This is a genomic window from Streptomyces viridosporus T7A (genome assembly GCF_008704515.1).
Lineage (GTDB): Bacteria > Actinomycetota > Actinomycetes > Streptomycetales > Streptomycetaceae > Streptomyces > Streptomyces viridosporus.
The window spans coordinates 3155453-3176850 of record NZ_CP023700.1; the positions used below are offsets into that span (position 1 = coordinate 3155453).

The following is a 21398-nucleotide window of genomic DNA, read 5'->3' on the forward strand; positions in this document are numbered from 1 at the left end:
GGCACCGGCCCCGACGACGCCCGGCGTCCTCTGACGTCACGTCACCATGGCTGTTTCGAAGGGTTGTTGGGGCTCGTCCGCTCCGGCGTCCTCCGGTGCCTCACCGGGCCGGATCCGCCAACCGGGTTCGGACCGGTTCGGCGCCGCCGCCTGCTCCGGCCGGCCCGTGCGCTTGAAGGCGGAGGTGCCGCGGGCGAGGTCGTGGCCGATCGCCACCGCGTCGATGTCCGCCGACACCCGGCCCTGCTGTCCCTCGCGCAGCTCCGTACGCACCTTCAGGCGGCCCTGGACGACCACCGGTTCGCCCACCGACAGCGATGCGGCGGCGTTGGCGGCGAGCTGCCGGTTGGCCCACACCGTGAAGAAGTTGGTGTGCCCGTCCGTCCACGTGCTCTTCTCCCGGTCCCAGTACCGCGAGGTGACCGCGAGCCGGAACCTCGCCGACGGACCGGACGCCGTCTCCCGGTACACCGGCTGCGTCGCCACGTTGCCCACCGCGCAGACCATCGTCTCGTTCATCGCGCTTGCCTCCCCTCGGCCGGACGCCGCCACCGGCGCCGGCCGCATCCGCGTACGGGCCCGTCCCGCACGGCTGCGTCTGCCACGACGGCCACGCCACCACGGGGGCGCCACCGTCACCACGACGGCCGCACCACCACCGGGGGCGCCACCGTCACCACGACGACCGCGCCACCACCGGGGGCGCCACCGTCACCGCGACGGCCGCGGACCGGACCGCGATCGCCGCGAAGCCAGACTGCCTCCGCCGGGCCGGGCCCGCCGGGCACTGTGGACCACCGCCGCCCTGTGGACATCTCCGCCACCCGGACGAGTCACCCCGGACGACCGGAGCCGCGGCTGACCGGGCCGCAGCCGACCGGAGCCGCAGCCGACCGGGGGCCCGGCCGACCGGAACCCCGACTGGCCGGGGGCCCGGCCGGCCGGGCCCCCGGCCTCCGCTCAGCCTCCCCCGATCCGGGCCCCGGTCCCGACCCCGGTCACGGTCCCCGCCCCGGCCCCCACCCCCACGACCCGCCCGTACTGCTCCCGTACCTCCAGGTACCGCAGCAGCTCCGCCGCCACCGGATCCAGGACCCTGGCCCGGCCGCACCCGGCGGCCGCCTCCCGCAACCGTCTCTCCGCCTCCTGCCCGTATCTCCGGGCCGGCCCCCGGGCGGCCATGCGGCAGCTCCACTCGATGAGCGGTCCGCCGACGATGCCGATCACCATCAGCAGCACCGGCACCCCCAGGTTCGGCGGCACGACCCCGATGATCTGGCCCAGCAGCCACAGCCCGCCCACGAACTGGAGGAGCGTCATCGACGCCTGGACCAGCACGGCCACCGGCCACCACCCGGGCCTCGGCGGTCTGCCCGGCGGCAGCCCCGCCCGCACGGCCAGCGCGTCCAGCGCCTCCGGCAGCCCCTGCGCACCGCGCGCCGCCGCCTCCCGCACCGCCTGCGCCCACGGCGCCGGCAGCCCGGCCGAGGCCCGGTCGGCCACCGTGCGCACGGCCTGTTCCACGCGCTGCCGGGCCGTGATCTCCTCGTCGGGCTGCCCCCGCAGGAGCTGCCGTCCCGTGATCGGATCGCCCCGGTCCTGGCACCAGCGCCACAGCCGCAGCCAGGGCGTGCCGCACGCGCGGTTGGCGTTGCGCAGCCACGCCCGCTCGGCGGCCTCGCCCGCCGCGGTGGCGCCCACGGCGTCCGCGAGCCGGTCCGAGAACTCCTCGCGCGCCTCCTCGCTCAGCCCGGCGCGCCGGCGGGTGGCGTACACGGGCCACAGCCGGGCCGCGGCGACGTCCACGTCCGCGGAGATCCGGCGGGCCGGGGCCCCGCGTTCGACCACGAAACGGGCCAGCGCCTCCCGCAGGTCACCGACCCCGTCCCCGGTGAGCGCGGACAGCGCGAGCACGGTCGTCCCGGGTTCGCCGTACTCCCCGAGGGCGATGCCGTCCTCGTCGAGCAGCCGCCGCAGGTCGTCCAGGACCTGCTCGGCGGCCTCCCCCGGCAGCCGGTCGATCTGGTTGAGGACGACGAACATGACCTCCGCGTGGGCCGCCATGGGCCGCAGATAGCGCTCGTGCAGCATGGCGTCGGCGTACTTCTCGGGATCGACGACCCAGATGACCGCGTCGACCAGCGCCAGTACGCGGTCCACCTGCTCGCGGTGCTGCACGGCCGCCGAGTCGTGGTCGGGCAGGTCGACCAGGACGAGGCCGCGCAGCCGCTCGTCCGCGTCCACCGTCGCCTGCAGCGGGCGCCGCCTGAGCCGGGGCGGGATGCCCAGCCGTTCGATGAGGCTCGCCGCGCCGTCGCTCCAGCTGCACGCGATGGGCGCGGCGGTGGTCGGCCGCCGTACCCCGGTCTCCGAGATGGGCACTCCGGCCAGCGCGTTGAACAACTGGGACTTGCCGCTGCCGGTCGCGCCCGCGATGGCGACGACGGTGTGCTGCCCGGAGAGCCTGCGCCGCACGGCGGCCTCCTGCAGGACCCGGCCCGCCTCCGCGAGGGTCCGGTTGTCGAGCCGGGTGCGGGAGGACCCGACCAGCTCGCGCAGCGCCTCGAGCCGCAACCGCAGCGTCGTGTCGTACGCCAGGGGGGGCACCGCCTGCGGCCCGGGACCCCGGGACTCCGCCCCGGCGAACGGCCCCTCCCCTCCGTTCCCGGTCATCCGCCGTGCGATCAGCCCGTCGTCCCAGGGGCTCGCGTCGGTCCCCGTACGGCGGGCGGGACCCGCCGGGCCCGTACGGCCCTCACGGAGCGGGCCGCCGGCGGTGTCGTGGCCGCCCTCCCCGGACGGCCCGGCCGCCCCACGACCGTCCTCCCCGGGGTGACCGTGCTCACGGTCGTCGCGTTCCGGACGGTCGTCGTCGCACGAGGTGTCCCCCCGGCGATCGGGGCGCTCGGTGTGGTCCTGGTCAGTGACGGCGGTCACCGGTCACCTCTCCTTCTGCAGTACGGACAGCGCGGCGATGAGTTCGGCCTGGGGTTCCGCGTGCACCTCGAGCGCGTCGAGCGGGGCGAGCCGGCGCTCCCGTTCGGCGTGCAGGATCCGGTCCATGTGCGCGATGAGCAGCCGTCCGCCCCGGTCACGCAGCCGCAGCGCCCCGTGCGCGCCGATCCGCTCGGCGAGCCCCTCCCCCGCGGTGCGTGTCCGGCGGCCGCCCAGCAGCACCGTGGCGACCAGCGCGGCGACCGTCTCGGCGTCGGGGGCGACGCCGCGGTCCAGCTCGCGCACCTCCTCCTCGGCGTACTCCTCGAGCTCCCGTCGCCAGCGCCGCACGGCGAGCCCGATCCGGTGCTCGACGCTCTCCGGTGAGGAGTCCCGGGCGGCGAGTTCGGGGGCGCTCGCCGCGGGCTCGCGCCGCCAGGCGTCGTCGACGCGCTCGTCGGCGGCGGTGACGGCGCACAGCAGCAGCGCGCTCAGACTCTCCACCAGGGCGTCGAGGAGCTCGCCCGGGGTGCAGTCGAGCGGGAAGGCGCGCCACCGCTTGAGCGCGTCCCCGGAGAGCACGGCTCCGGCTTGCAGCCGGCCCCGTACGCGCGCGTGTTCGCTGTCGTAGGCCCCCTCGACGGCCGAGGTGAGCCGCAGCGCGGCCGCGTACTGCGCGGCGGCGGCCCCGGCCAGTTCGGGCATGCGGGCGTTGAGGGAGTCGAGGACGCCGTACGCGGTGCGGGCCAGGACCTGCTGCCGGGCGGCGGCATCGTGCGTCTGGTGCACGAGCCAGGTCCGCAGCGATGCCACGGCGGTGGCGGGCAGCAGCCCGCCGCCCCAGGCCGACTCGGGCAGCTCGGGCACGGTGAAGCGCGGTACGTGGCCGAGGCCGGCCTTGGTGAGCAGGGCACCGTACTGCCGTGACACCTCGGCCACCACCTGGTGGGGCACCCGGTCCAGGACGGTCACCAGGCTGACGTCGTACTCCTTGGCGGTGCGCAGCATGTACCAGGGCACGGCGTCCGCGTAGCGGGCGGCGGTGGTGACCATGATCCAGATGTCCGCGGCGCAGATGAGTTCGGCGGCGAGGACCCGGTTGTCGGACACCAGGGAGTCGATGTCGGGCGCGTCCAGGAGGGCCAGGCCGGGGGGCAGGGTCTCGGCGGTCTCGACGCGCAGCACGCGCGCGGGGTCCTCGCCGGGGAGCAGCAGGTCCTCCGACGGTTCCTGGTGGCGGGGCACCCACACCCGCGTGAGGTCGGGCAGCACCCTCATCCCGCTGAACCAGTGGTGGTCCTCCGGATGGCAGACGAGCACCGGCGTCCGTGTCGTCGGCCGCAGCACGCCCGCCTCGCTGACCCGCCGCCCCACCAGGGAGTTCACCAGGGTGGACTTCCCGGCCCCGGTGGATCCCCCGACGACGGCCAGCAAGGGCGCTTCGGGATCTCTCAGCCGGGGCACCAGATAGTCGTCGAGCTGCGCGAGCAGCTCGTCGCGGTTGGCACGCGCGCGTGGGGCCCCCGCCAGGGGCAGCGGGAAGCGTGCGGCGGCGACACGGTCGCGCAGGGCGGAGAGTGCGTCGAGCAGCTGAGGCCGTACGTCCAAGGTCACCACATGCGAAGAATGCCCAATTTCAGGGGAATTCTGAAACATATGAGCATGTCTGCGTGCCGATAGGACACAAGGGGCGGAGGGGACGTCTGCGACACGGGCGCAGTCCAGGCATAACGAGTGCACAACACCCGGTGCGCGAGACGCCAAAAGCGGTGCACGATTCGTACCTGCCTGCGATTATCAGGACCGCTTCACCGAACCTCCACACCGAGCCACGGAGGCGAGGCGACAGGGACAAGGATGCGGGAGCCCTATCCTTGTCCCCGGCGATGTCAGGGAACGGCCCGGGTCCGGGCACCACGACGACAGGCCGCCACACCCGGCCCCCGTAGCTCAGTGGATAGAGCAGGCGCCTTCTAAGCGCTTGGCCGCAGGTTCGAGTCCTGCCGGGGGCGCACGTCTCCGCCCTCCCCTCGGGGAGGGCTTTTCGCCGGTCGGAACCAGTGTCGTTCATCACGCCGAAGCCCCGGGCGCCCTCTTGACGATCAAGGGCGGCCCCCGGGGCTGTCCGGCCGTCACCGGGTTTTCGCGGGTGGCCGTGTCGACGGGTGGCCGCGTCGAACACGTGCCGACGTTCTCGGCCGGAGGAGGGCTCAGTCGGCGCCCGGCACCTCCGACGGCTCACCCGCGGCTCCGAGCCACCGCTTCAGAGCCGGCAGCCGCCCGTCGACGCACCGGGCGCGCGCGGCGAGCAGCACGACCACGCCGCTCCCGGCCCACTGCGCCACCCGGGCGCGGGCGGGATGCCGTCGTTGAGCCACTTGGTCGGACGCGTGCGCCGGTTGTCGTACACGCAAGGAGACCCGCGGTCGAGTTTCGTCTCACCAGGCTTCAAAACACCAGGTCAGCGGCGTGACCCGGTCGCTCCCGCCCGACTCTGTGCCGACGGCCACAGCGAACGGGACGCGCATGGGCTCATACTGAGCCATGACAAAGCCTGCGGCATCGAAGCGTCACCTGCCCACCAGCCCCTTCAAGGCCCCGGTCGAACCGGCTCCCAAGCACTTCGCCGTGGGCGACCAGGTCACCCACGACATGTACGGCCTCGGCCGGGTGATCGGCATCGAAGACGGCGTCGCGGCGCTCGTGGATTTCGGCTCGGCACAGATGCGGGTCTTGAGCCCGTACGCCAAGATGACCAAGCTGTAGGACCGCTGTGCCCGGTCACGGCACACCAGGCCCCGTCAGGGACCTGTGACGAAAGGCAGCCCCTCATCGACTCGACGTCGCTGTTCTCCGCCCCGGAAGGGCAACCCCGCCGTTCCGCTGCGGTGTCACCGCCTCCGACGACACAACCCTTCCAGCCCCCGGACTTCGGAGAAGGCGAGATCCCCTGGACCGAGGACGAACAGGTGCCCGCCCCGGACGCGCGTGCGACGCGGCCCGAGACCGCCTAGCGGTGGCCGGGAGTCGACCACGGCATGACGTGGGTGCAGGCGCTCATACGTACGGGAAGCCGAGCATGAGGGTGCCGAGCGTCGCGTCAGGGCGAAGGCCGTCCGTCGCCGGCAGCGCTCCCGTCCGGGTCAGTCGAGCAACCTCCTGCGGAGCCATCGGCTTCCCAAGCTGAGGGCTCTCGCGTTCTTGCCGCGGGCCCGGCGGTCGCGGGCTTGCTCTGGGCGACGGCACGGCAGCGTGGCTGAGACCGGACGGGGTACAGCAAGGCACACACGCGCCTGGCCGGACGGCTTGCCCACCCTCTGGGTCGACTGTCGTCGGCTGAGGTGGAAGCAGGAGAAGGTCAGTAAGGGATGACTCTCCAGCGTTCGACCCACCGATGCCGGTCGCCGCCCGCTCCCCGGATCAGGACGCGGTCATCCTCCAGCTGCCAGACGTCGCCGTACAGCGTCGCGTGGGGAAGGTCCGCCCGTACGGTGTCGTGGACCTCCAGGTCGGCTTCCACCTGCCGGGACCAGGCGTGTCCGCAGCGGTCGCAGGTGTAGCCGACGGCGTCGGGCTCGGCGGCGGAGGGCGGTGTGCCCAGGCGGACCGCTTCGTCGGAACAGCGGGGGCACGGGTCGGCAGTGTGCGGGCCTATCAGACGGGACACCGGGCGATCTTCCGGTACGGCAGCGAAGTGCCGCAACCTCCACGGTTCTCAGTGCCCAGCCCCGCCCCGCGCGGACCAGCTCGCCGCTTCCTTGCCGCCCAACGTCCGTTCCTCACAAAGCTACAGACCAGAAGGCAGCCGACATCCACGGTACTCAGACAGCAGGACTTGTCCTTCGGCCCCGACCGCGGGAGGAGCCGCGGTTCGCTCCGCGAGATCCCGGTCAACCGTCCACAGTGGTCGGTCAGTTCCCGAGAAGCAGGCCCGCGGGTGTCACACCTGCCTCCGGCGCCGGATGTACCAACCCGCCACCAGCACGATGAGAACGGCGACCACGAACGCCCACACGGTCGCCGCGCCGTGGTACGAGCGGTAGGCCACCAGAGCAAGCATGCTCGGGCGGGTACCCGGCGCGGGTGACTTCAGTCGGCACACGACACCTGCTCGTCTGTCGAACGCGTGTCGAAGTCACCGCACATCCGCAGCCGTTGGCCGGAGAACCCGAGGTCGGAGGGCGTGAGCCGATGATTCCACCCAGTGCCTTCCGAGTACTTGGCCGCGGGTTCGAGTCCTGTCGGGGGCTCAACGCCAGTGACGGGCAGAAACGTTGGTCCTTTTCGCTCCGGTGAGAAGGTTCCGCCGACGAGTTCAGGCCGGTGGGTGGATTTGACGGGATCGCCCACAAATGAGTGGTTCCGCCCCAAAAACGGTGTTGTCGGCAATCATGAACGGGTTCATCGACGTTCCCCCTGCCCCGGAGTCGTTCATGCGCACTACCGCCCCCATCCCCCGGTACGCACCGGACGCACACCGTCATGCCTCCGCCCCGCCTGCACCGGAGCAGGTCGAGGAGCGGAGCCTCACCTTCGAGGGCTTCACGTACACGTGCCGCATCGTCCACCAAAGCGCTCCGCAGACCGTCCCGCTGGTACTGCTCGGAGGCTCGTCCCAGAACAGGTTCTCCTGGCAGGGCCACGAGAAATGGCTGTCACCGCTGTGCACGCTGGTCACCGTGGATCTCCCCGGTTACGGCAGCTCGGACTTCCTGCCCGCCCGGTACGGCATGGACTTCCTCGCCGCCGCGGTCAGGCACATGCTGGTGAGCATCGACATGCCGCAGGTGAACCTGTTCGGGGGCTGCTTCGGTGAAGTCGTCGGTCTCCGCTTCGCGCAGCTCCACCCCGAATTCGTCCGGCGCCTCGTCTTCTGCGGCGCGGCGAAGCGGCTTCCCGAGATCTACACCGACGCGGTACCGCGCCTGTCGCAGGCGCTCGAACGGGGCGATGTCGAAGGGGCCGCCGGTGGACTGGTGCAGCTGTTCATGTCGAACCCGGGTGCCGGCCGGGTCCGCAAGCACGCAGTCGTCGCCCGTCTCCTCCATCACCAGTTCATGAGCCAGACGCCGGACGAGCTCAGGAAAGCGGTCGAGCACAACACGCGGCTGCTGGCGCACGGGTGCTACGAGCCCCTGCCCGTCCCCGAGGTGCCGACCCTGGTATTCACGGGGGAGTACGACACCCTGTGCACCCCGCAGATGGGTCGCGAGCTCGCCGCGACGATGCCCTCGGCCCGCTTCACGACGGTCAGGGAGGCGGACCATCTGGTCACCGTCGAGCGCAGGGAGGAGTCATCCGAGCTGATCGGCCGGTTCTGCGCCGACCTCCCCATCGACGACCTGCCGTACTGCACCGTCCTGGAGTCGCCGGGCGCCGAGCTCATCGGCGCGACGACGTGCCGGTGACGGACATACGGAGAGTGGCCGGACCCGGTACCGGGTCCGGCCACTCTCCGCTGTACAGGTGTTTCCGCGGTACGGGGCGTCAGGGCCTCTAGCCCGGGAGGGTGACGCTGCTCGTGCAGGAAACCTCGGGCCCACCGGAGCAGGTCTGCCTCGAGTCGTTGACGAAGCTAATCTTTCCGTGGTCTTTCGACCTGACCTCGTACTCGGTCACCTGCTCGCAGCGAACGGTGCCCCGGCTGTCCTTGACGCAGTTGCCCGGGTTCTCGGCGCCGACGGCCTGGACGGCACCGACGCCGATCAGGGCGAAGCCCCCCAGGACTCCCGTCACCGCTGCGATCTTCTTCGACTTGAACATCTGCCTGTTTCCTTGACGGTCGACTCGCCGCCGCTGGACGGCGGAGTCGCTCCGGATGACTGGACCGGCCACACCGGCCAACGAGTCGGGCAGGCCCGGGACTCGACCGCCTGGGTTCGAGTCCCGAGACCTGCCCGGATCACATGTTGGTGATCACTTGCCGCCGATGGTGAAGCTCGTGCCGCAGGCCACGGTGTTGGCGTCGTTGGCCTCCTGCTTGTTGAGGCCCAGGATGGCGATCCCGATGTTGACGTCCTCGATGTTGATGAGGCCCTCGGTGGAGTTGTCCTGGACGCAGGTGGTGGCCTGCTTGTTGTTCAGCTCGAACTCCGGCTCGTCACCGGCGTGGCTCACGCCGGCGCCGAGGAAACCGACACTGCCGAGCATGGCCATGACGACAGCGGCCTTCTGGTACTTGCGCATTGCTTCTCCATTTCTCGTCCGACACGTTCCGTACGGTTCGCGTCACTGACAGTCGCCAATCTAGGCGACATTTTGCGGCAGTTGGTAAGTGAAACGCCGAATCGCGCCTTTTAAAAGAGACTCGTCGCGTCTCGCCGACGTGACGTCAGGACTTCCCGCCATCAGCGGCGACACTGTTCGCGCACGAGAGCTCGGGAACCGAGCCGGAGCAGGTCATCGTCGACTCGTTGACGAAGCGGACCCTTCCCTCCCGGTCGGCCGGAAGCCGGTACTGCCTCGCCTGCTCGCAGCGAACGGTGCCCCGGCTGCCCTTGACGCAGTCGCCCGGGTCCTCGGCGCCGACGGCCTGGACGGCACCGACGCCGATCAGGGCGAAGCCCCCCAGGACTCCCGCCACCGCTGCGATCTTCTTCGACTTGAACATCTGCCTGTTTCCTTGACGGTCGACTCGCCGCCGCTGGACGGCGGAGTCGCTCCGGATGACTGGACCGGCCACACCGGCCGATCAGCCGGGCGGGCGGCCCCGGGGCTCGCGCACGTGGCTTCGAGCCCCGGGGTCCACCCAGATCACCTGTCAGTGATCACCTGTGCTTGCCACCGATGCTGAAGCCGGTGGCGCAGGCCACGGTGTTGGCGTCGTTGGCCTCCTGCTTGTTGAGACCCAGGAGAGCGGCGACGCCCACGTTGACGTCATCGACGTTGACGAGACCCTTGGTCGAGTTGTCCTGGACGCAGGTGGTGGCCTGCTTGTTGTTCAGCTCGATCTCCGGCTTGTCACCGGCGTGGCTCACGCCGGCGCCGAGGAAGCCAACGCTGCCGAGCATGGCCATGACGACAGCGGCCTTCTGGTACTTGCGCATTACCTCTCCGTTTCTCGAGTGGACACAGTCCGTGTTGGACCGGTCACTGCCAGCATTTAACGTAAGGGAGGTTTGCGGCTTTGAGTAGGAGAAACGCCCATATACGTGAGTTTCTTGTGAAGCCGCAGGTCGCGAGGCTGACACGCGGGCATCAGGCGGGCGAGTCGGGCGAGCCGATCCCCCCTTCCGAGCCGGACCGGGATGCACAGCTTCGCGTTCCCCTGGGCGAAAACCGTGAGTTGTTCCGTGACACCCCTTTTCCGAAGAGTGATCGCGAGCCGTGGCCCGTGACCGGTGCGTCGTCCCGGCGTTGAGCGGGGCGTGCGGTCGCGCGTCACGCCGCCGCGGTTACCAGATCAGTTAGGGGAACGTGATGTCTCGCATCGCGAAGGTCGGCACTGTCGCTCTCGGCACGGGCGCCATGGTGCTCAGCGGGGCCGGGATGGCCACGGCGGACGCCGGCGCCAAGGCTGTGGCGAGCCACTCACCCGGTCTCGCGTCCGGCAACGTGGTCCAGGTCCCGATCCACGCGCCGTTCAACGTGTGCGGAAACACCGTCAATGTGGTCGGCTCCCTCAACACGGCCGCCGGCCACCGCTGCGTGAACGTCGATCACTAGACGCGCCACGGCAAGCACGACAAGAAGCAGGACGGCAAAAACCACAAGGGTTACGACCACTGACGTCCCGCGTGATGACCGGCCCGAGAGCCCCGGCGCATTCGAGCGCCGGGGCTCTCCCCGTGGGCCCTGAGCCACGTCCCCTCACGCGTACCGGTAGACGTGGCCGACGTCCTCCAGTTCGTCCGGTGTCACGTCCCACGGCGGCAGCTTCTCGTGCCGTGCCACGACCCGGCCGTGCTGTTGGTTGCCTCGGCCCGGCGGTGTCGCGGGGAGGTAGCGGGCGTTGCCGTGCCGGCGCTGCCAGCGGTACCACTGCAGGTCGACGAAGGCGTGGTGCAGCCAGAAGACGGGGTCGTTGACCGAGGCGGCGCCGAGCATGACTCCACCGATCCAGCGGTGAACGCGGTTGTGGTTGCGCCACGAGGCGCTGCCCCGGCCGGTGCCCCAGCCCTCCAGCTTGTTGCGGAAGCCGTCCGTGACCGTCGAGTCCCAGGGCGCCACGTCGTAGACGGGGTCCCTCAGCGCCCACTCCAGGTCGCGCTCGGTCGGCAGGTCGAACGGGTCGCTCCGGCGGCCGAGGTCCCGGGTGAGGAACTCCTCGTCGGTCACACTCACCCTGATGGCCCAGTTGCCCTGCTGATGGGCGAACGGGCCGGTCATCACCCGGTTGTCGGAGCGGCGCCCGTTGCCGCCGAGGAGGTCTGCCGTCCACGGGACGGAGGTGGTCGTGCGGTCGCGGGTCCAGTCCCAGTAGGGAAGGGTCACCGAGTCGTCCACCCGGCGCAGGGCGCTCTCCAGGTCGAGCAGGAGCCGGCGGTGCCAGGGCAGGAAGGAGGGCGCCATGTGCGCGGTGCGCAGTCCGCGCTCGCCGTCGGGGGCGTAGTACGCGAGGTGCATCCGCACGAATTCGTCGTACTCGCCCCGCCGTTTGACCTCCAGCAGCGCGTTGACGAACCGGCGCTTCTCACCGCTCGTGAGCGTGGCGGCGTCCTTACGCACGTACGCCATGCGGACCTCCCTGGTGGTCGCGCAGCCGCTGGCCGGGGGCGAGGGCGTCGACGGCGGCGCGGGTGGCCTCGAGCGGTGTCCGGTGCGAGCTGTAGTGGTCGACCGTGCTCAGCCAGGTGCCGTCGGCACGGCGCATCAGGTGCAGGGGGCGGCCGTCGACGGTGACGTGCCACCGCTCGCCCTCGAACGCGTCCCGGGCGGGCATCCGGACGCCCCGGATGCAGCGGCCGCGATAGGTCGTGTCGAAGCCGGTGTCGCGCGGGGCGCCCCCGGCCGGGAAGCGGAAGGCGGTGAGCACCGGGGTCAGGACGGCGGCGAGCACACCGGCGCGCAGACCGCGTGCCACCTCCCGTCGTGTTCTGCCCTCCGGTCCGGGCAGTGCCCGGACCGGCGTCGTCTCCTCGGCACCCACCGGTGCCCCGCCCATGGTGACATTCATGATCCACTCCTTGTCCGTGCGGTTGTCGGTAGCGGTAACCGGTGCACACATCACGCGGGCACCGCCGTATGGCAAGAACGGTGAAGGCCGGCGAGCGGCACCGGACGAGCACGCGGAGCCCTTCCGCGGAGGGGCGTCACCGGTCACGCAGACGTAAGTCGGCCCCCGGAGGATCCGGGGGCCGACTTCGGTGCGCCGTGGCGTCAGGCGTGCAGCCCCAGGTCGCCGTGCACCGGCTTGGCCTCGTTCGCCACGGCCACCGCTTCCTTCGTCGTCTGCAGCAGCGAGCCCTCGGTGCCGAGTGCGTTCGACTCCTCCTGCAACGGCGACATCAGCTCGAAGGGGACCGCGGTGCGCAGGCCGCTGTCGAGGCCGGTGGACACCAGCTCGGTCTCCTGGGCAGAGGCGGGGGCGGCGAAACCCGCGGCGATCAGGGACCCGGCAATCACAGCGGCAGCCTTCAGGGACTTCATCGTGTTCCTTTCTTCGGCAACGCAGGTCGCCGGAGAGAAATCTGTCACCGTGCCTAACGACCTCCGGTCGCAGCGGAAACTGGGGATCCGGAGATTGACGAGTCCTCATATGAGATCTCCGAACGGCCGGAGAACAACGGTGGTGCCGCGCCCGGGGCCGAACGGAAGCCGTGCCGTGCGGCGCTCAGGAGGTCGGCAGGAACAACAACGTCAGCGGTGCGGACACGGGGAGCAGCGGCACCTGTGTCACCGGCGTCGTGCCGACCGGAGCGGGCAGGGTCGACACCTGAGGGTCGGCGGTGCCGAGCAGCTCGTCGACCAGAGCCTCCACCTCGGCCAGCAGGTCCTCGATGACGACGTCCTCTTCGCCGGAGAGCAGCAGGTCCTGGAGGTCGTCGACGACCTCGCGCACGGCGTCCAGCAGGTCGTCGGCGAGGACGGTCTCGTCGACGACGAGCGGCGTGTCCTCCGCCGGGACCGATGCTTCCGGCGTCGCGGTCGGGGACGAAGTCGTGATCGTGGTCGTGGTCCCCGGGTCCGACGCGTCCGGCGTGTCCGTGGTCACCGGAGCCGTCGTCGCGGGTGCGGCCGTGGCCGCCCGGGCCTTCGCGGCCGCCTTCTCCAGGGCGTCCTCGGCGGCCCCGCCCAGCTTCCTGGCCTCGGCGGGGGGCAGGTGGCCGCCGTCCGCCTCGAGCACGGCCTCCAGCAGGTCGACCACTGGGGCGAGTTCACCCCTTTGCGCGTCGAGGCTCCTGACCTGAACGAGCAGCGCGTCGGACGACGCGGGGGTGCGCTCGCGGACCGGGTCGGCGGCCGTGGCGACGGGGCCGGTGATCCCGACCAGGAGGGCGGCGCAGCACGCGCCGAGCGCGATGCGCCGTACAGGGAGAGCACGCATGGGTGTTCCTTTCGTTGGACGTCGGATCCTGTGCCCACCGTGAAAGCGCCCGTAACTCCCCGCAACCGATCATGCGCCGTTCGCGATCTTCCGTTCACCCTGCTGCCCGCCCGACTCGACGGAACCGCCTGCCGGTCCAGTGGAAGCCCGGCCCCGTTCCACGACACGGCAGCGGCCCGGCGACGGCTGGCTTCACACTTTCAACACACATGTCGCTATTCACTGAATTTCGGTGAATTTGTCCGTTTGGTGACTAGAGTTGCGAACCTCTTCACGCACTCCTCCGGGCGGACGCAGCGCATTCTTCGTCCCGCTGTCCGCCGTCCCTCACCCGTTCGAAAGGCTCCGACGGTCATGCGCCAATCCCCGGGTCAGATGCTTCGCCATACGACGGTGGGCGTCCTCACCCTTGCCGCGGTGTGGGCGCCCTGCGGCGCCCCGGTCGCCGCACCGGCCGCGCCCGCGCCCGAGGCCGCCGTCCTCGCGTTCGACCAGCGGTACCGCGCGCTCCAGCACGGCGGCATGGTGCGCGCCGCCAACACCTCCATCACCTGCCGCGCACAGGCGTCCTCCTGCCGGAACGTGCAGACCGGCGGTTCCGGGGTGAACGGCGACTTCGACATGTTCTACGTCGACGTCGACAACGACCCGAACACCTACAACTCCTCCCGCTCGGAGGTCCGTCTGCCCGCCGGCTCCCGGGTGACGTACGCGCGCCTGTACTGGGGCGGCAACCTGCGCGTGGGCGAGCAGAAGCCGCTCGAGGACAACGGGCGGGTGCTGATCGCCGAACCGGGCGGGGAGTACAAGGAGCTCCTCGCGGACACGGTCGTCGGACACCGCGTGGCGGACGGCGCGGACGCCTTCCAGGCCTCGGCCGACGTGACGGGGCTGGTGCGGGACAGCGGACCGGGCCTGTACACCGTGGCGCAGGTCAACGTGGCCATGGGCCGGTCGGCGGCCGGGGCGTGGGGCGGCTGGACGCTGGTCGTGGCGTACGAGAACCCGGCGGAGCCGCTGCGGCACCTCACGCTCTGGGACGGCTTCCTGCCGCTGATGGGCCGCGGGGAGGTCCAGATCCCGCTGCGCGCCCTGGACTTCTCCGCGGGCGCGGGGGGCCGGGTGGGCCTGGTGGCGTACAACGGCGACCGCGGGACCAGCGGCGACTCGCTCGTCCTGACCACCGGCGGGTCCGCGCCCGTGTCCACCGTGCTCGCCGACGCCGCCAACCCCGGCGACGACGTCCTGAACTCCACCATCAGCGACCCCGGAACGGCTCCGGCGCGGGTACCGGCGTACGCCAACACCCTCGGCTACGACTCCGACGTGTTCGACCTCTCGGGTGCTCTGCCGCACTCCGGTGACGAGGCGACCCTGCGGCTGACGTCCCAGCAGGACGCGGCATGGGCCGGCGCGCTCTTCGCCGCCGTCGACGCCCGGTGGTGAGCGCGCCGCAGCCCGCCCCGAGTCCCCTCACGGACTCCACGCGCGGGGAAACCCTGCCCACGGACCTGCCCCCCGTCGGCCACCGGCCGCGGATCCTGCACCTCACCCAGCCGGTGGACGGCGGGGTCGCGCGCGTCGTGACGGACCTGGTCCGGTCCCAGCTCGCGGACGGCCTGGACGTCACCGTGATCTGCCCCGACAGCCCGCTCGCCGACCGGCTGCGGGCGCTCGGCGCACACGTGCGGCGCTGGCGGGCGACGCGGTCGCCGGGTGCGTCGCTCGCACGGGAGGTGCGGCACCTCGCCCGGCTGATCGACGAGGTGCGCCCCGATCTGGTGCACGCGCACAGCGCGAAGGCCGGACTCGCCGGACGCCTCGCGGTGCGCGGGCGGATCCCCACCGTCTTCCAGCCGCACGCCTGGTCGTTCGAGGCGGTGGGCGGGGGCACCGCGGCCCTGGCGCTGCTGTGGGAGCGGTGGGGCGCGCGGTGGGCCGGGCGGATGATCTGCGTGAGCGAGGCGGAACGCGTGACGGGCGTGCGCTCCGGGATCACCGGCCGGTGGGCCGTCGTGCCCAACGGCATCGATCCCGAGCGCTTCCACCCGGCCTCCGCCGACACCGCACGGGCCGGGCTCGCGCCGCTCGCCGGCCTCCCGCCGCGGACACCGCTCGCCGTGTGCGTGGGCCGGCTGTGCCGGCAGAAGGGACAGGACGTCCTGCTGCGCGCCTGGGACACCGTCGTGCGCCGGGTGCCCGACGCCCGCCTCGTCCTGGTCGGCGACGGACCGGACCGGGACCGATTGCGCGCGCACGCTCCCGCGTCCGTGCTGTTCGCGGGAGCCGTGGGCGACCCCGCCCCCTGGTACCAGGCCGCCGATCTCGTCGTCCTGCCGTCCCGCTGGGAGGGCATGGCGCTGGCCCCGCTGGAGGCGATGGCCTGCGGGCGGCCCGTGGTCGTCACGGACGTCGACGGGGCCCGCGAGAGCCTGCCGCCCTCCTTCACCGCCCGCTGCCTGGTTCCGCCGGAGGACCCCGGGGCGCTGGCCGGTGCCGTCGGCGAGCTGCTGCTCGACCCGCCGCTGTGCGCCTCGCTCGGCGACCAGGGCCGCCGGCACGTGCTGTCCCTCCACGACGTGCGGCACACCGCCAGGGCGGTCGCGGACGTCTACCACGAGCTGCTCGGCACCCGGTCCGCTCCCGCGTGCGCGTGTCCGCCCCGGGCGGCCGGGCGCGCCGGGGCCCACCGGACGACACAGCACGCCGAGCCATCCGAGTACAGGGAGTCCATCCACTCGTGACCGCTGAACGTACCGTTCCCTCCCCCGGCGCGACGCCGCGGGAGCACGGTTCCTCACCCGTGTCCGTCATGCCGCCGCGCGGCACCGACACCGGCAGCCCCGACACCGGTTTCCGGCCGCCCGCCGCGCGGCCCCCCGAACGGCCGGCCTCGCCGGTTCCCCTGCGCGTCGCCGACGGTGCCGCCGCCCTGCTGGGCGCACTGGCGCTCACCGACGCCCAGCGCCATCCCCTGCTCGTCGCCCTGCTGGTCGGCGCGGCGCTGCTGTGGCGCCCGCGCGCCGCCGGCTCGCCGGTACCGGGGCTGCTGGAGGAACTGCCCGCCGTGTGCGGCCGCATCCTGGTGGCCTGGTCGGCGGCGGCGGCGCTCTGGGCGGTGCACCGGCCGGAGCAGGCGCTGTCCGCCCGCACCGTGCTGACCGGCCTCGCCCTGCAGGCGGTCGTGGGCTGCACGCTGCGCGCGGCCGTGCACGGGCGGCGGCGCGCCGCGCTGCTGCGCCACCCGCACGCCGCGCTCGTCGTCGGACCGCTGGTGCCCGCGCAGCGCGTGGCCGGCGCCGTGCTGCGCCACCCGCGGTGCGGCGTGCGGCCGGTGGGGATCGTCGCCGACGCGCAGCCGGACGGCACCGAGGGCGTCCCGGTGCTGCGCACGGACGAGGAGGCCCAGCGGGCGGTCATCCAGAACGGGGTGCGGGCGGTGCTCGCCGTGCACCCCTCGGTGCGCACCGAACAGGAGCCGCTGCTGCGGGCCCTGGCCGAGTCGGGCTGCGTGGTCTGGGAGGTCGACGCCGACTCCCCGTCGTACGGGGCGCGGGAACGGCTCGCCGGGTTCCCCTGCCGGCGGCTGGACCTCTTCCCGGCGCACTCCGGTGCCGCCGGCAAGCGGATGCTCGACGTCCTGGTCTCGGGAGCGCTGCTGCTGCTGGTCAGCCCGTGGCTGCTGGTGTGCGCGGTGACGCTGCGGCTCCTCGACGGGCCGGGCGTGGTGTTCCGGCAGGAGCGCATCGGCCGGAACGGGGAGCCGTTCACGCTGCTGAAGTTCCGCACCCACCGCCCGGTCGACGCGCACGAGTCGGCGACCCGGTGGAGCGTGGCCAACGAGCACGAGATGCGCTGGTTCTGCCGCATGCTGCGGCGCACCTCCCTGGACGAGCTGCTGCAGTTGTGGAACGTGCTCCGCGGCGACATGAGCCTGGTCGGGCCGCGCCCCGAACGCCCCTACTTCGTCGCGCAGTTCAGCCGGACCTACCCCGGCTACGCGGCCCGCCACCGGGTGCGCACCGGCATCACCGGACTGGCCCAGGTCCACGGGCTGCGCGGCGACACCTCGATCGAGGACCGCTGCCGGTTCGACAACGCCTACATCGACGACTGGTCGCTGTGGCAGGACGTCTGCATCCTGCTGCGCACCGCGGCCACACTGGTCCGTCCGACGGGGAGCTGACCGACCGTGAGCCACGCCCTCGCACCGCTCCCGCGCCGGACCGCCGCACTGGCGCCGGTCCTGCCGCTGGTGGCGGTGGTCGCCCTGCCGGCCCTGCCGTCGGCGGGGGACGGCGCGGGACCCGCCGACGCGGTGTCCGCCCTGGTGGTGGTGTACTGCGTGATCCGTCTGCTGCGGGAGCGGCGGCGCCCGCTGTCGCCGGCCGCGGCGGTGGTGCTGGGCCTGCCGGTCGTGGGGCTGGCGTTCGCCGTCATGGGGACGTCCTCGACGGCGGGCGGGCTCACCGGTCCGGGCCGCTATCTGCAGGTCTTCGTGCTGGTCCCGGCGGCCGTGCTGGTGCTGCTGCGGCACCGGGCCGACCTGCGCGTGCTGGCCTGGTCGTTCGTGGGGCTCGCCCTGTGGCAGGGGGCGGTCGGCGTGCACCAGTACGTCACCCGGACCGGTGCCTCCTACCAGGGCGAGACCATCCGCGCGGTCGGCACCTTCGGGGCCCAGGACGTGATGGGCATGGCGGCGGCGGTCTCGCTGGGCCTGGTGTGCGCGGTCGGGATCGCGCTGGGCCGGACTCCGGTGCGGCAGCGGGCGGTCGCCGCCGGGTGCGCCCTGGCGCTGCTGCTGCCGCTCGCGGTCTCCTTCAGCCGGGGCGCCTGGATCGCGACCGTCCTGACGTGCTCCGTGCAGCTGGTGCTGGCCGGGCTGCGGCGGGCGCTGTGGACGGCCGCGGCCGTGGTCGCCGCGGGCGCGGTCCTGGTGGGCGGCCTCGGCGTCGGCACGGCGCAGTTGCAGGAGCGGCTCGACAGCATCACGCAGGTCGCCGACACCCCCGACCAGTCGGTCGTGGACCGGTACACCCTGTGGGCGTCCGCCACCGGCATGTGGCGCGCGCACCCGCTGACCGGCGTGGGCCTGAAGAACTTCCCCGAGCACCGCGACGCGCACGCCGGCCTCGCGCTGTCGTCGGGCAGCGACATCGAGGGCGCGGGAGAGGCGTTCCACAAGCAGGCGCTGCTGTCCCCGCACAACATGTACCTGCTGGTGCTGAGCGAGCAGGGTCTGATCGGGCTGCTCGCGCTCGCCGGGAGCTGGCTGGCGCTGCTGGTGTGCGGGCTGCGCAGGCTGCTGCGGGCGCGCCGCCACGGACGGGGGCTCGACTGCGGGCTCGTCGCCTGCGGGCTGCTGATCTGGTCGCTGACCGACTTCGTGTACGGCGACATCGGCGGCCCCTCCACCGTGCTGACCGCCATGGGCCTGGGCCTCGCCGCGTGGTGGGCGCTGGCCGACGACGAGCGGGTGGAGGCCGCGTGCCGCGAGGAGGCGGCCGTGCGGGTCGAGGAGGCGGTGGCGCGATGACCGTGGTGCCCTCACGGGCCCCCGGGGCCCCGGCCGACGAGACGGCGGCCGTCCCCGCGGCGCGGACCGCCGGCCCGGCCGGGGACGGCGGCGACCACGCCTCCCCGTCCGGGAGGTTCCTCGCCCGGGCCGCGCTCGTCACGGCGGCGCTGTCCGTCGCCGGCTCCCTGCTGGGTCTGGTGCGCGACCAGTCACTGGCCCGGCTGTTCGGTGCCGGGAGCGACACGGACGCCTTCCTGGTCGCGTGGACCGTGCCGGAGATCGCCGCGACGCTGCTGATCGAGGACGGGCTGGCGATCGCGCTGATCCCGGCGTTCAGCATGGCGCTGGCCCGCCGCGCCCGGGGCGCCGCGGGCGACCCGGTCCGCGCCCTGGTCGCCGCCACCCTGCCCCGGCTGTGCCTGGCCTTCGCCGCCGTGGCCGCGCTGGTCGCCGGTACGGCCCCCCACCTGGTCCGGGCCCTGGCGCCGGGTCTGCCCGACCCGGGCCTGGCCGTCGACTGCACCCGGCTCACGGCGATCAGCGTGCTGGCCTTCGGGCTCGCCGGGTACTGCAGCGCCGCCCTGCGGGCCCACCGCCGCTTCGTCGCGCCCGCGGCGATCTACGTCGCCTACAACACCGGCATCGTCGCCGCGATGTTCCTGCTCGGCGGCGCGTGGGGGGTGCGCTCCGCGGCGGTCGGGGTCGCGGTGGGCGGCTGCCTGATGGTGGCGGTGCAGCTCCCCTCGCTGCTGCGGCAGCTGACGTCGCGCGCCCCCGCGCCCGGCGGGTCCGGGGACGGGGCGGGGGACGGGGAGCGGCCGGTGCGCCTCGCCCTGATCGCCGCCGTGCTCCTGTTCGCGCTGTGCCGCCAGTCCCAGGTCCTCGTCGAACGCTTCCTGGCCTCCTCGCTGCCCGCCGGGGCCATCTCGCACCTCAACTACGCGCAGAAGGTCGCGCAGATCCCGATGACGCTGTCGTTGATGCTGTGCACCGTCACCTTCCCCGTGGTGGCGCGGGCGCTCGCGGACGGCGACACCGAGCGGGCCCGCGCCCGCGTGGAGCGGGACCTGGTGCTGGCCTCCTGCGTGGTGCTGCTGGGCATGTGCGCGGTGCTCGCCTGCGCCCCGCAGATGATCGAACTGCTCTTCCAGCGGGGCGAGTTCACCGCGGGAGACACCACCGCGACGGCGGACGTCATGCGGGTGTACGCGCTCGGGCTGCTGGGCCAGACCCTGGTGGGCGCCCTGATCCGCTCGTACTTCTCGACGGGCCTGCCGAGTTGGTACCCCTTCGGCGTGATGGCCGTGGGCGTCGTCGCCACCTCCCTGATCGGCGCCGTGACCGTGGGCCACTGGGGGGTGGCGGGGATCGCCGCCGCCAACGCCTTCGGCATCACCGTCACCGCCGCCCTGCTGCTGGTCGGGCTGCGCACCGCCCGGCGCGCCGGCTCCCCCGGTGTCTCGGTCCGCGTCCGGCGGGTCCTGGCGGGGCTGGGCGGGCCCGTGCTCGCCGCGGCCGCCGCCACCGCCGCCGGGGTGTTCGCCGCGGGCCGGCCCTCCTCGCCGGCGGCGGGCCTCGCGGCGGGCTGCCTGACCGTGACCGTCGTCTTCGCCGCCCTCTGTCTGGCCCTGGGGGTCCAGGGCTCCGCATCCGCACTGCGTTCCGTCCGCACCGTCACACGAAGGCTCGCACATGGCCGCTTCCGTTGAATCCGCCGCCCACGGCGCCCTCCCCGCCCCGCGCCGTCCGGGCCCCGTCCCGTGGGTGGCGATGTACCACTCGGTGGGCGACTGCTCGGACGATCCGTACCGCATCACCGTCACCCCCGAACGGCTCGCGGGGCAGCTGGCCTGGCTGCGCCGGCGCGGGCTGCGGGGCGTGTCCGTGGCCGAGCTGCTCGCCGCCCGCGCCCGGGGCGGGGGGCGGGACCTGGTCGGGCTCACCTTCGACGACGGGTACGCCGACTTCGTCACCGACGCCCTGCCGCTGCTGCACCGCTGGGGCTGCGGCGCCACCCTCTTCGTGCTGCCCGGGCGGCTCGGCGGCGACAACGCCTGGGACCCGCTCGGCCCGCGCAAGCCGCTGCTGACCGCGGACGGCATCCGGCACGCGGCCGCCGAGGGCGTGGAGATCGGCTCGCACGGGCTGACGCACGTCGACCTCACCCGGGCGGACGACGTGACCCTGAAGACCGAGGTCACCGAAAGCCGCGCCAGGATCGCGGAGTTGACCGGCACCCGGGTCGACGGTTTCTGCTACCCGTACGGCACGATCGACGCCCGCGCCGTCGAGGCCGTGCGGGAGGCGGGCTACGCCTACGCCTGCGCCATCGACCCCGGCCCGCTGACCGGCCCGCACGCCCTGCCGCGCGCACACGTCGGCCAGAACGACACGGCGTGGCGCCTGCACCTCAAGTACCGGCTGCACCGGCTGCGCCGGCGCCCGGTGGAGGGGGTGTGA

The 21398-nt window shown here is 72.9% G+C and carries 23 protein-coding genes and 1 tRNA gene; 10 read left to right on the forward strand and 14 right to left on the reverse strand.

Translation table 11 applies throughout. The features are described from left to right. Nucleotides 1-36: 36 nt before the first annotated feature. The 3 genes from CP969_RS14630 to CP969_RS14640 all read right to left on the reverse strand — a co-directional run bounded on the left by CP969_RS14630 (nt 37) and on the right by CP969_RS14640 (nt 4551). Complete coding sequence (locus tag CP969_RS14630; RefSeq protein ID WP_016826213.1) at nt 37-519, reverse strand: single-stranded DNA-binding protein; 483 nt, start codon at nt 517-519, stop codon at nt 37-39. A gap of 441 nt (nt 520-960) precedes the next feature. Continuing rightward, nucleotides 961-2937, reverse strand: coding sequence for a YfjP family GTPase (locus CP969_RS14635; protein WP_016826212.1), 1977 nt, complete (start codon nt 2935-2937; stop codon nt 961-963). 3 nt (nt 2938-2940) lie between these two features. Continuing rightward, nucleotides 2941-4551, reverse strand: a complete 1611-nt coding sequence (locus tag CP969_RS14640; RefSeq protein WP_004987923.1) for a dynamin family protein — start codon at nt 4549-4551, stop codon at nt 2941-2943. Between the two features lie 322 nt (nt 4552-4873). Here CP969_RS14640 and CP969_RS14645 point away from each other — a divergent pair. Next, nucleotides 4874-4946, forward strand: a tRNA-Arg gene (locus tag CP969_RS14645). Nucleotides 4947-5144: 198 nt separating this feature from the next. Here the strand turns inward: CP969_RS14645 and CP969_RS14650 are convergent. Then, nucleotides 5145-5312 carry a hypothetical protein gene (locus CP969_RS14650; protein WP_039831156.1) on the reverse strand — a complete coding sequence of 56 codons (168 nt, stop codon included), beginning with the start codon at nt 5310-5312 and terminating at the stop codon, nt 5145-5147. A 166-nt stretch (nt 5313-5478) separates the two neighbouring features. On the opposite strand from CP969_RS14650, the gene CP969_RS14655 reads away from it, so the two are divergent. Continuing rightward, entirely contained in the window at nt 5479-5700 is a 222-nt protein-coding gene (locus CP969_RS14655) for a hypothetical protein (RefSeq protein WP_004987916.1), read from the forward strand. Nucleotides 5701-6292: 592 nt separating this feature from the next. Here CP969_RS14655 and CP969_RS14665 read toward each other — a convergent pair. Both CP969_RS14665 and CP969_RS14670 read right to left on the reverse strand, forming a co-directional pair. Beyond that, the gene (locus CP969_RS14665) at nt 6293-6601 is read right to left on the reverse strand and encodes a zinc ribbon domain-containing protein (protein WP_016826210.1); all 309 of its coding nucleotides are present in this window, start codon (nt 6599-6601) and stop codon (nt 6293-6295) included. A gap of 273 nt (nt 6602-6874) precedes the next feature. Beyond that, nucleotides 6875-6994, reverse strand: coding sequence for an LPXTG cell wall anchor domain-containing protein (locus CP969_RS14670; protein ID WP_016826209.1), 120 nt, complete (start codon nt 6992-6994; stop codon nt 6875-6877). Between the two features lie 373 nt (nt 6995-7367). On the opposite strand from CP969_RS14670, the gene CP969_RS14675 reads away from it, so the two are divergent. Beyond that, complete coding sequence (locus tag CP969_RS14675) at nt 7368-8342, forward strand: alpha/beta fold hydrolase (protein ID WP_106431151.1); 975 nt, start codon at nt 7368-7370, stop codon at nt 8340-8342. An 88-nt stretch (nt 8343-8430) separates the two neighbouring features. On the opposite strand, the gene CP969_RS14680 is transcribed toward CP969_RS14675, so the two are convergent. The 4 genes from CP969_RS14680 to CP969_RS14695 all read right to left on the reverse strand — a co-directional run bounded on the left by CP969_RS14680 (nt 8431) and on the right by CP969_RS14695 (nt 9980). Beyond that, complete coding sequence (locus tag CP969_RS14680; protein WP_016826207.1) at nt 8431-8697, reverse strand: hypothetical protein; 267 nt, start codon at nt 8695-8697, stop codon at nt 8431-8433. Nucleotides 8698-8850: 153 nt separating this feature from the next. Then, nucleotides 8851-9120, reverse strand: a complete 270-nt coding sequence (locus tag CP969_RS14685; protein WP_016826206.1) for a hypothetical protein — start codon at nt 9118-9120, stop codon at nt 8851-8853. A gap of 145 nt (nt 9121-9265) precedes the next feature. Beyond that, nucleotides 9266-9544, reverse strand: a complete 279-nt coding sequence (locus tag CP969_RS14690; RefSeq protein ID WP_016826205.1) for a hypothetical protein — start codon at nt 9542-9544, stop codon at nt 9266-9268. 157 nt (nt 9545-9701) lie between these two features. After that, on the reverse strand, nt 9702-9980 hold the full coding sequence (locus CP969_RS14695; RefSeq protein ID WP_016826204.1) for a hypothetical protein: 279 nt from the start codon (nt 9978-9980) through the stop codon (nt 9702-9704). 373 nt (nt 9981-10353) lie between these two features. Between CP969_RS14695 and CP969_RS14700 the strand changes: the two genes are divergently transcribed. After that, nucleotides 10354-10599, forward strand: coding sequence for a chaplin (locus CP969_RS14700; protein WP_016826203.1), 246 nt, complete (start codon nt 10354-10356; stop codon nt 10597-10599). A gap of 144 nt (nt 10600-10743) precedes the next feature. On the opposite strand, the gene CP969_RS14705 is transcribed toward CP969_RS14700, so the two are convergent. The 4 genes from CP969_RS14705 to CP969_RS14720 all read right to left on the reverse strand — a co-directional run bounded on the left by CP969_RS14705 (nt 10744) and on the right by CP969_RS14720 (nt 13420). Further along, the gene (locus CP969_RS14705; protein WP_016826202.1) at nt 10744-11610 is read right to left on the reverse strand and encodes a tyrosinase family protein; all 867 of its coding nucleotides are present in this window, start codon (nt 11608-11610) and stop codon (nt 10744-10746) included. Continuing rightward, the gene (locus tag CP969_RS14710) at nt 11594-12049 is read right to left on the reverse strand and encodes a tyrosinase family oxidase copper chaperone (RefSeq protein ID WP_016826201.1); all 456 of its coding nucleotides are present in this window, start codon (nt 12047-12049) and stop codon (nt 11594-11596) included. Before CP969_RS14710 ends, CP969_RS14705 begins: the two co-directional genes overlap by 17 nt. 203 nt (nt 12050-12252) lie before the next feature. Further along, a complete protein-coding gene (locus CP969_RS14715; protein WP_016826200.1) occupies nt 12253-12522 on the reverse strand; it encodes a hypothetical protein in 270 nt (89 codons plus the stop codon). A 184-nt stretch (nt 12523-12706) separates the two neighbouring features. Continuing rightward, nucleotides 12707-13420 (reverse strand): hypothetical protein, encoded by a 714-nt coding sequence (locus CP969_RS14720; RefSeq protein WP_016826199.1) that lies wholly within the window; start codon nt 13418-13420, stop codon nt 12707-12709. 354 nt (nt 13421-13774) lie between these two features. Between CP969_RS14720 and CP969_RS14725 the strand changes: the two genes are divergently transcribed. Genes CP969_RS14725 through CP969_RS14750 form a run of 6 tightly spaced genes read left to right on the forward strand, consistent with a single transcriptional unit; the run spans nt 13775 to nt 21398 of the window. After that, complete coding sequence (locus tag CP969_RS14725) at nt 13775-14866, forward strand: hypothetical protein (protein WP_026085172.1); 1092 nt, start codon at nt 13775-13777, stop codon at nt 14864-14866. Next, complete coding sequence (locus tag CP969_RS14730; RefSeq protein ID WP_016826197.1) at nt 14860-16164, forward strand: glycosyltransferase family 4 protein; 1305 nt, start codon at nt 14860-14862, stop codon at nt 16162-16164. Before CP969_RS14725 ends, CP969_RS14730 begins: the two co-directional genes overlap by 7 nt. After that, nucleotides 16161-17606, forward strand: a complete 1446-nt coding sequence (locus tag CP969_RS14735; protein ID WP_026085171.1) for an exopolysaccharide biosynthesis polyprenyl glycosylphosphotransferase — start codon at nt 16161-16163, stop codon at nt 17604-17606. Before CP969_RS14730 ends, CP969_RS14735 begins: the two co-directional genes overlap by 4 nt. A gap of 6 nt (nt 17607-17612) precedes the next feature. Further along, nucleotides 17613-18956, forward strand: a complete 1344-nt coding sequence (locus CP969_RS14740) for an O-antigen ligase family protein (RefSeq protein ID WP_016826195.1) — start codon at nt 17613-17615, stop codon at nt 18954-18956. Beyond that, the gene (gene murJ, locus CP969_RS14745; protein ID WP_016826194.1) at nt 18953-20647 is read left to right on the forward strand and encodes a murein biosynthesis integral membrane protein MurJ; all 1695 of its coding nucleotides are present in this window, start codon (nt 18953-18955) and stop codon (nt 20645-20647) included. Before CP969_RS14740 ends, murJ begins: the two co-directional genes overlap by 4 nt. After that, a complete protein-coding gene (locus CP969_RS14750) occupies nt 20631-21398 on the forward strand; it encodes a polysaccharide deacetylase family protein (RefSeq protein ID WP_016826193.1) in 768 nt (255 codons plus the stop codon). Before murJ ends, CP969_RS14750 begins: the two co-directional genes overlap by 17 nt.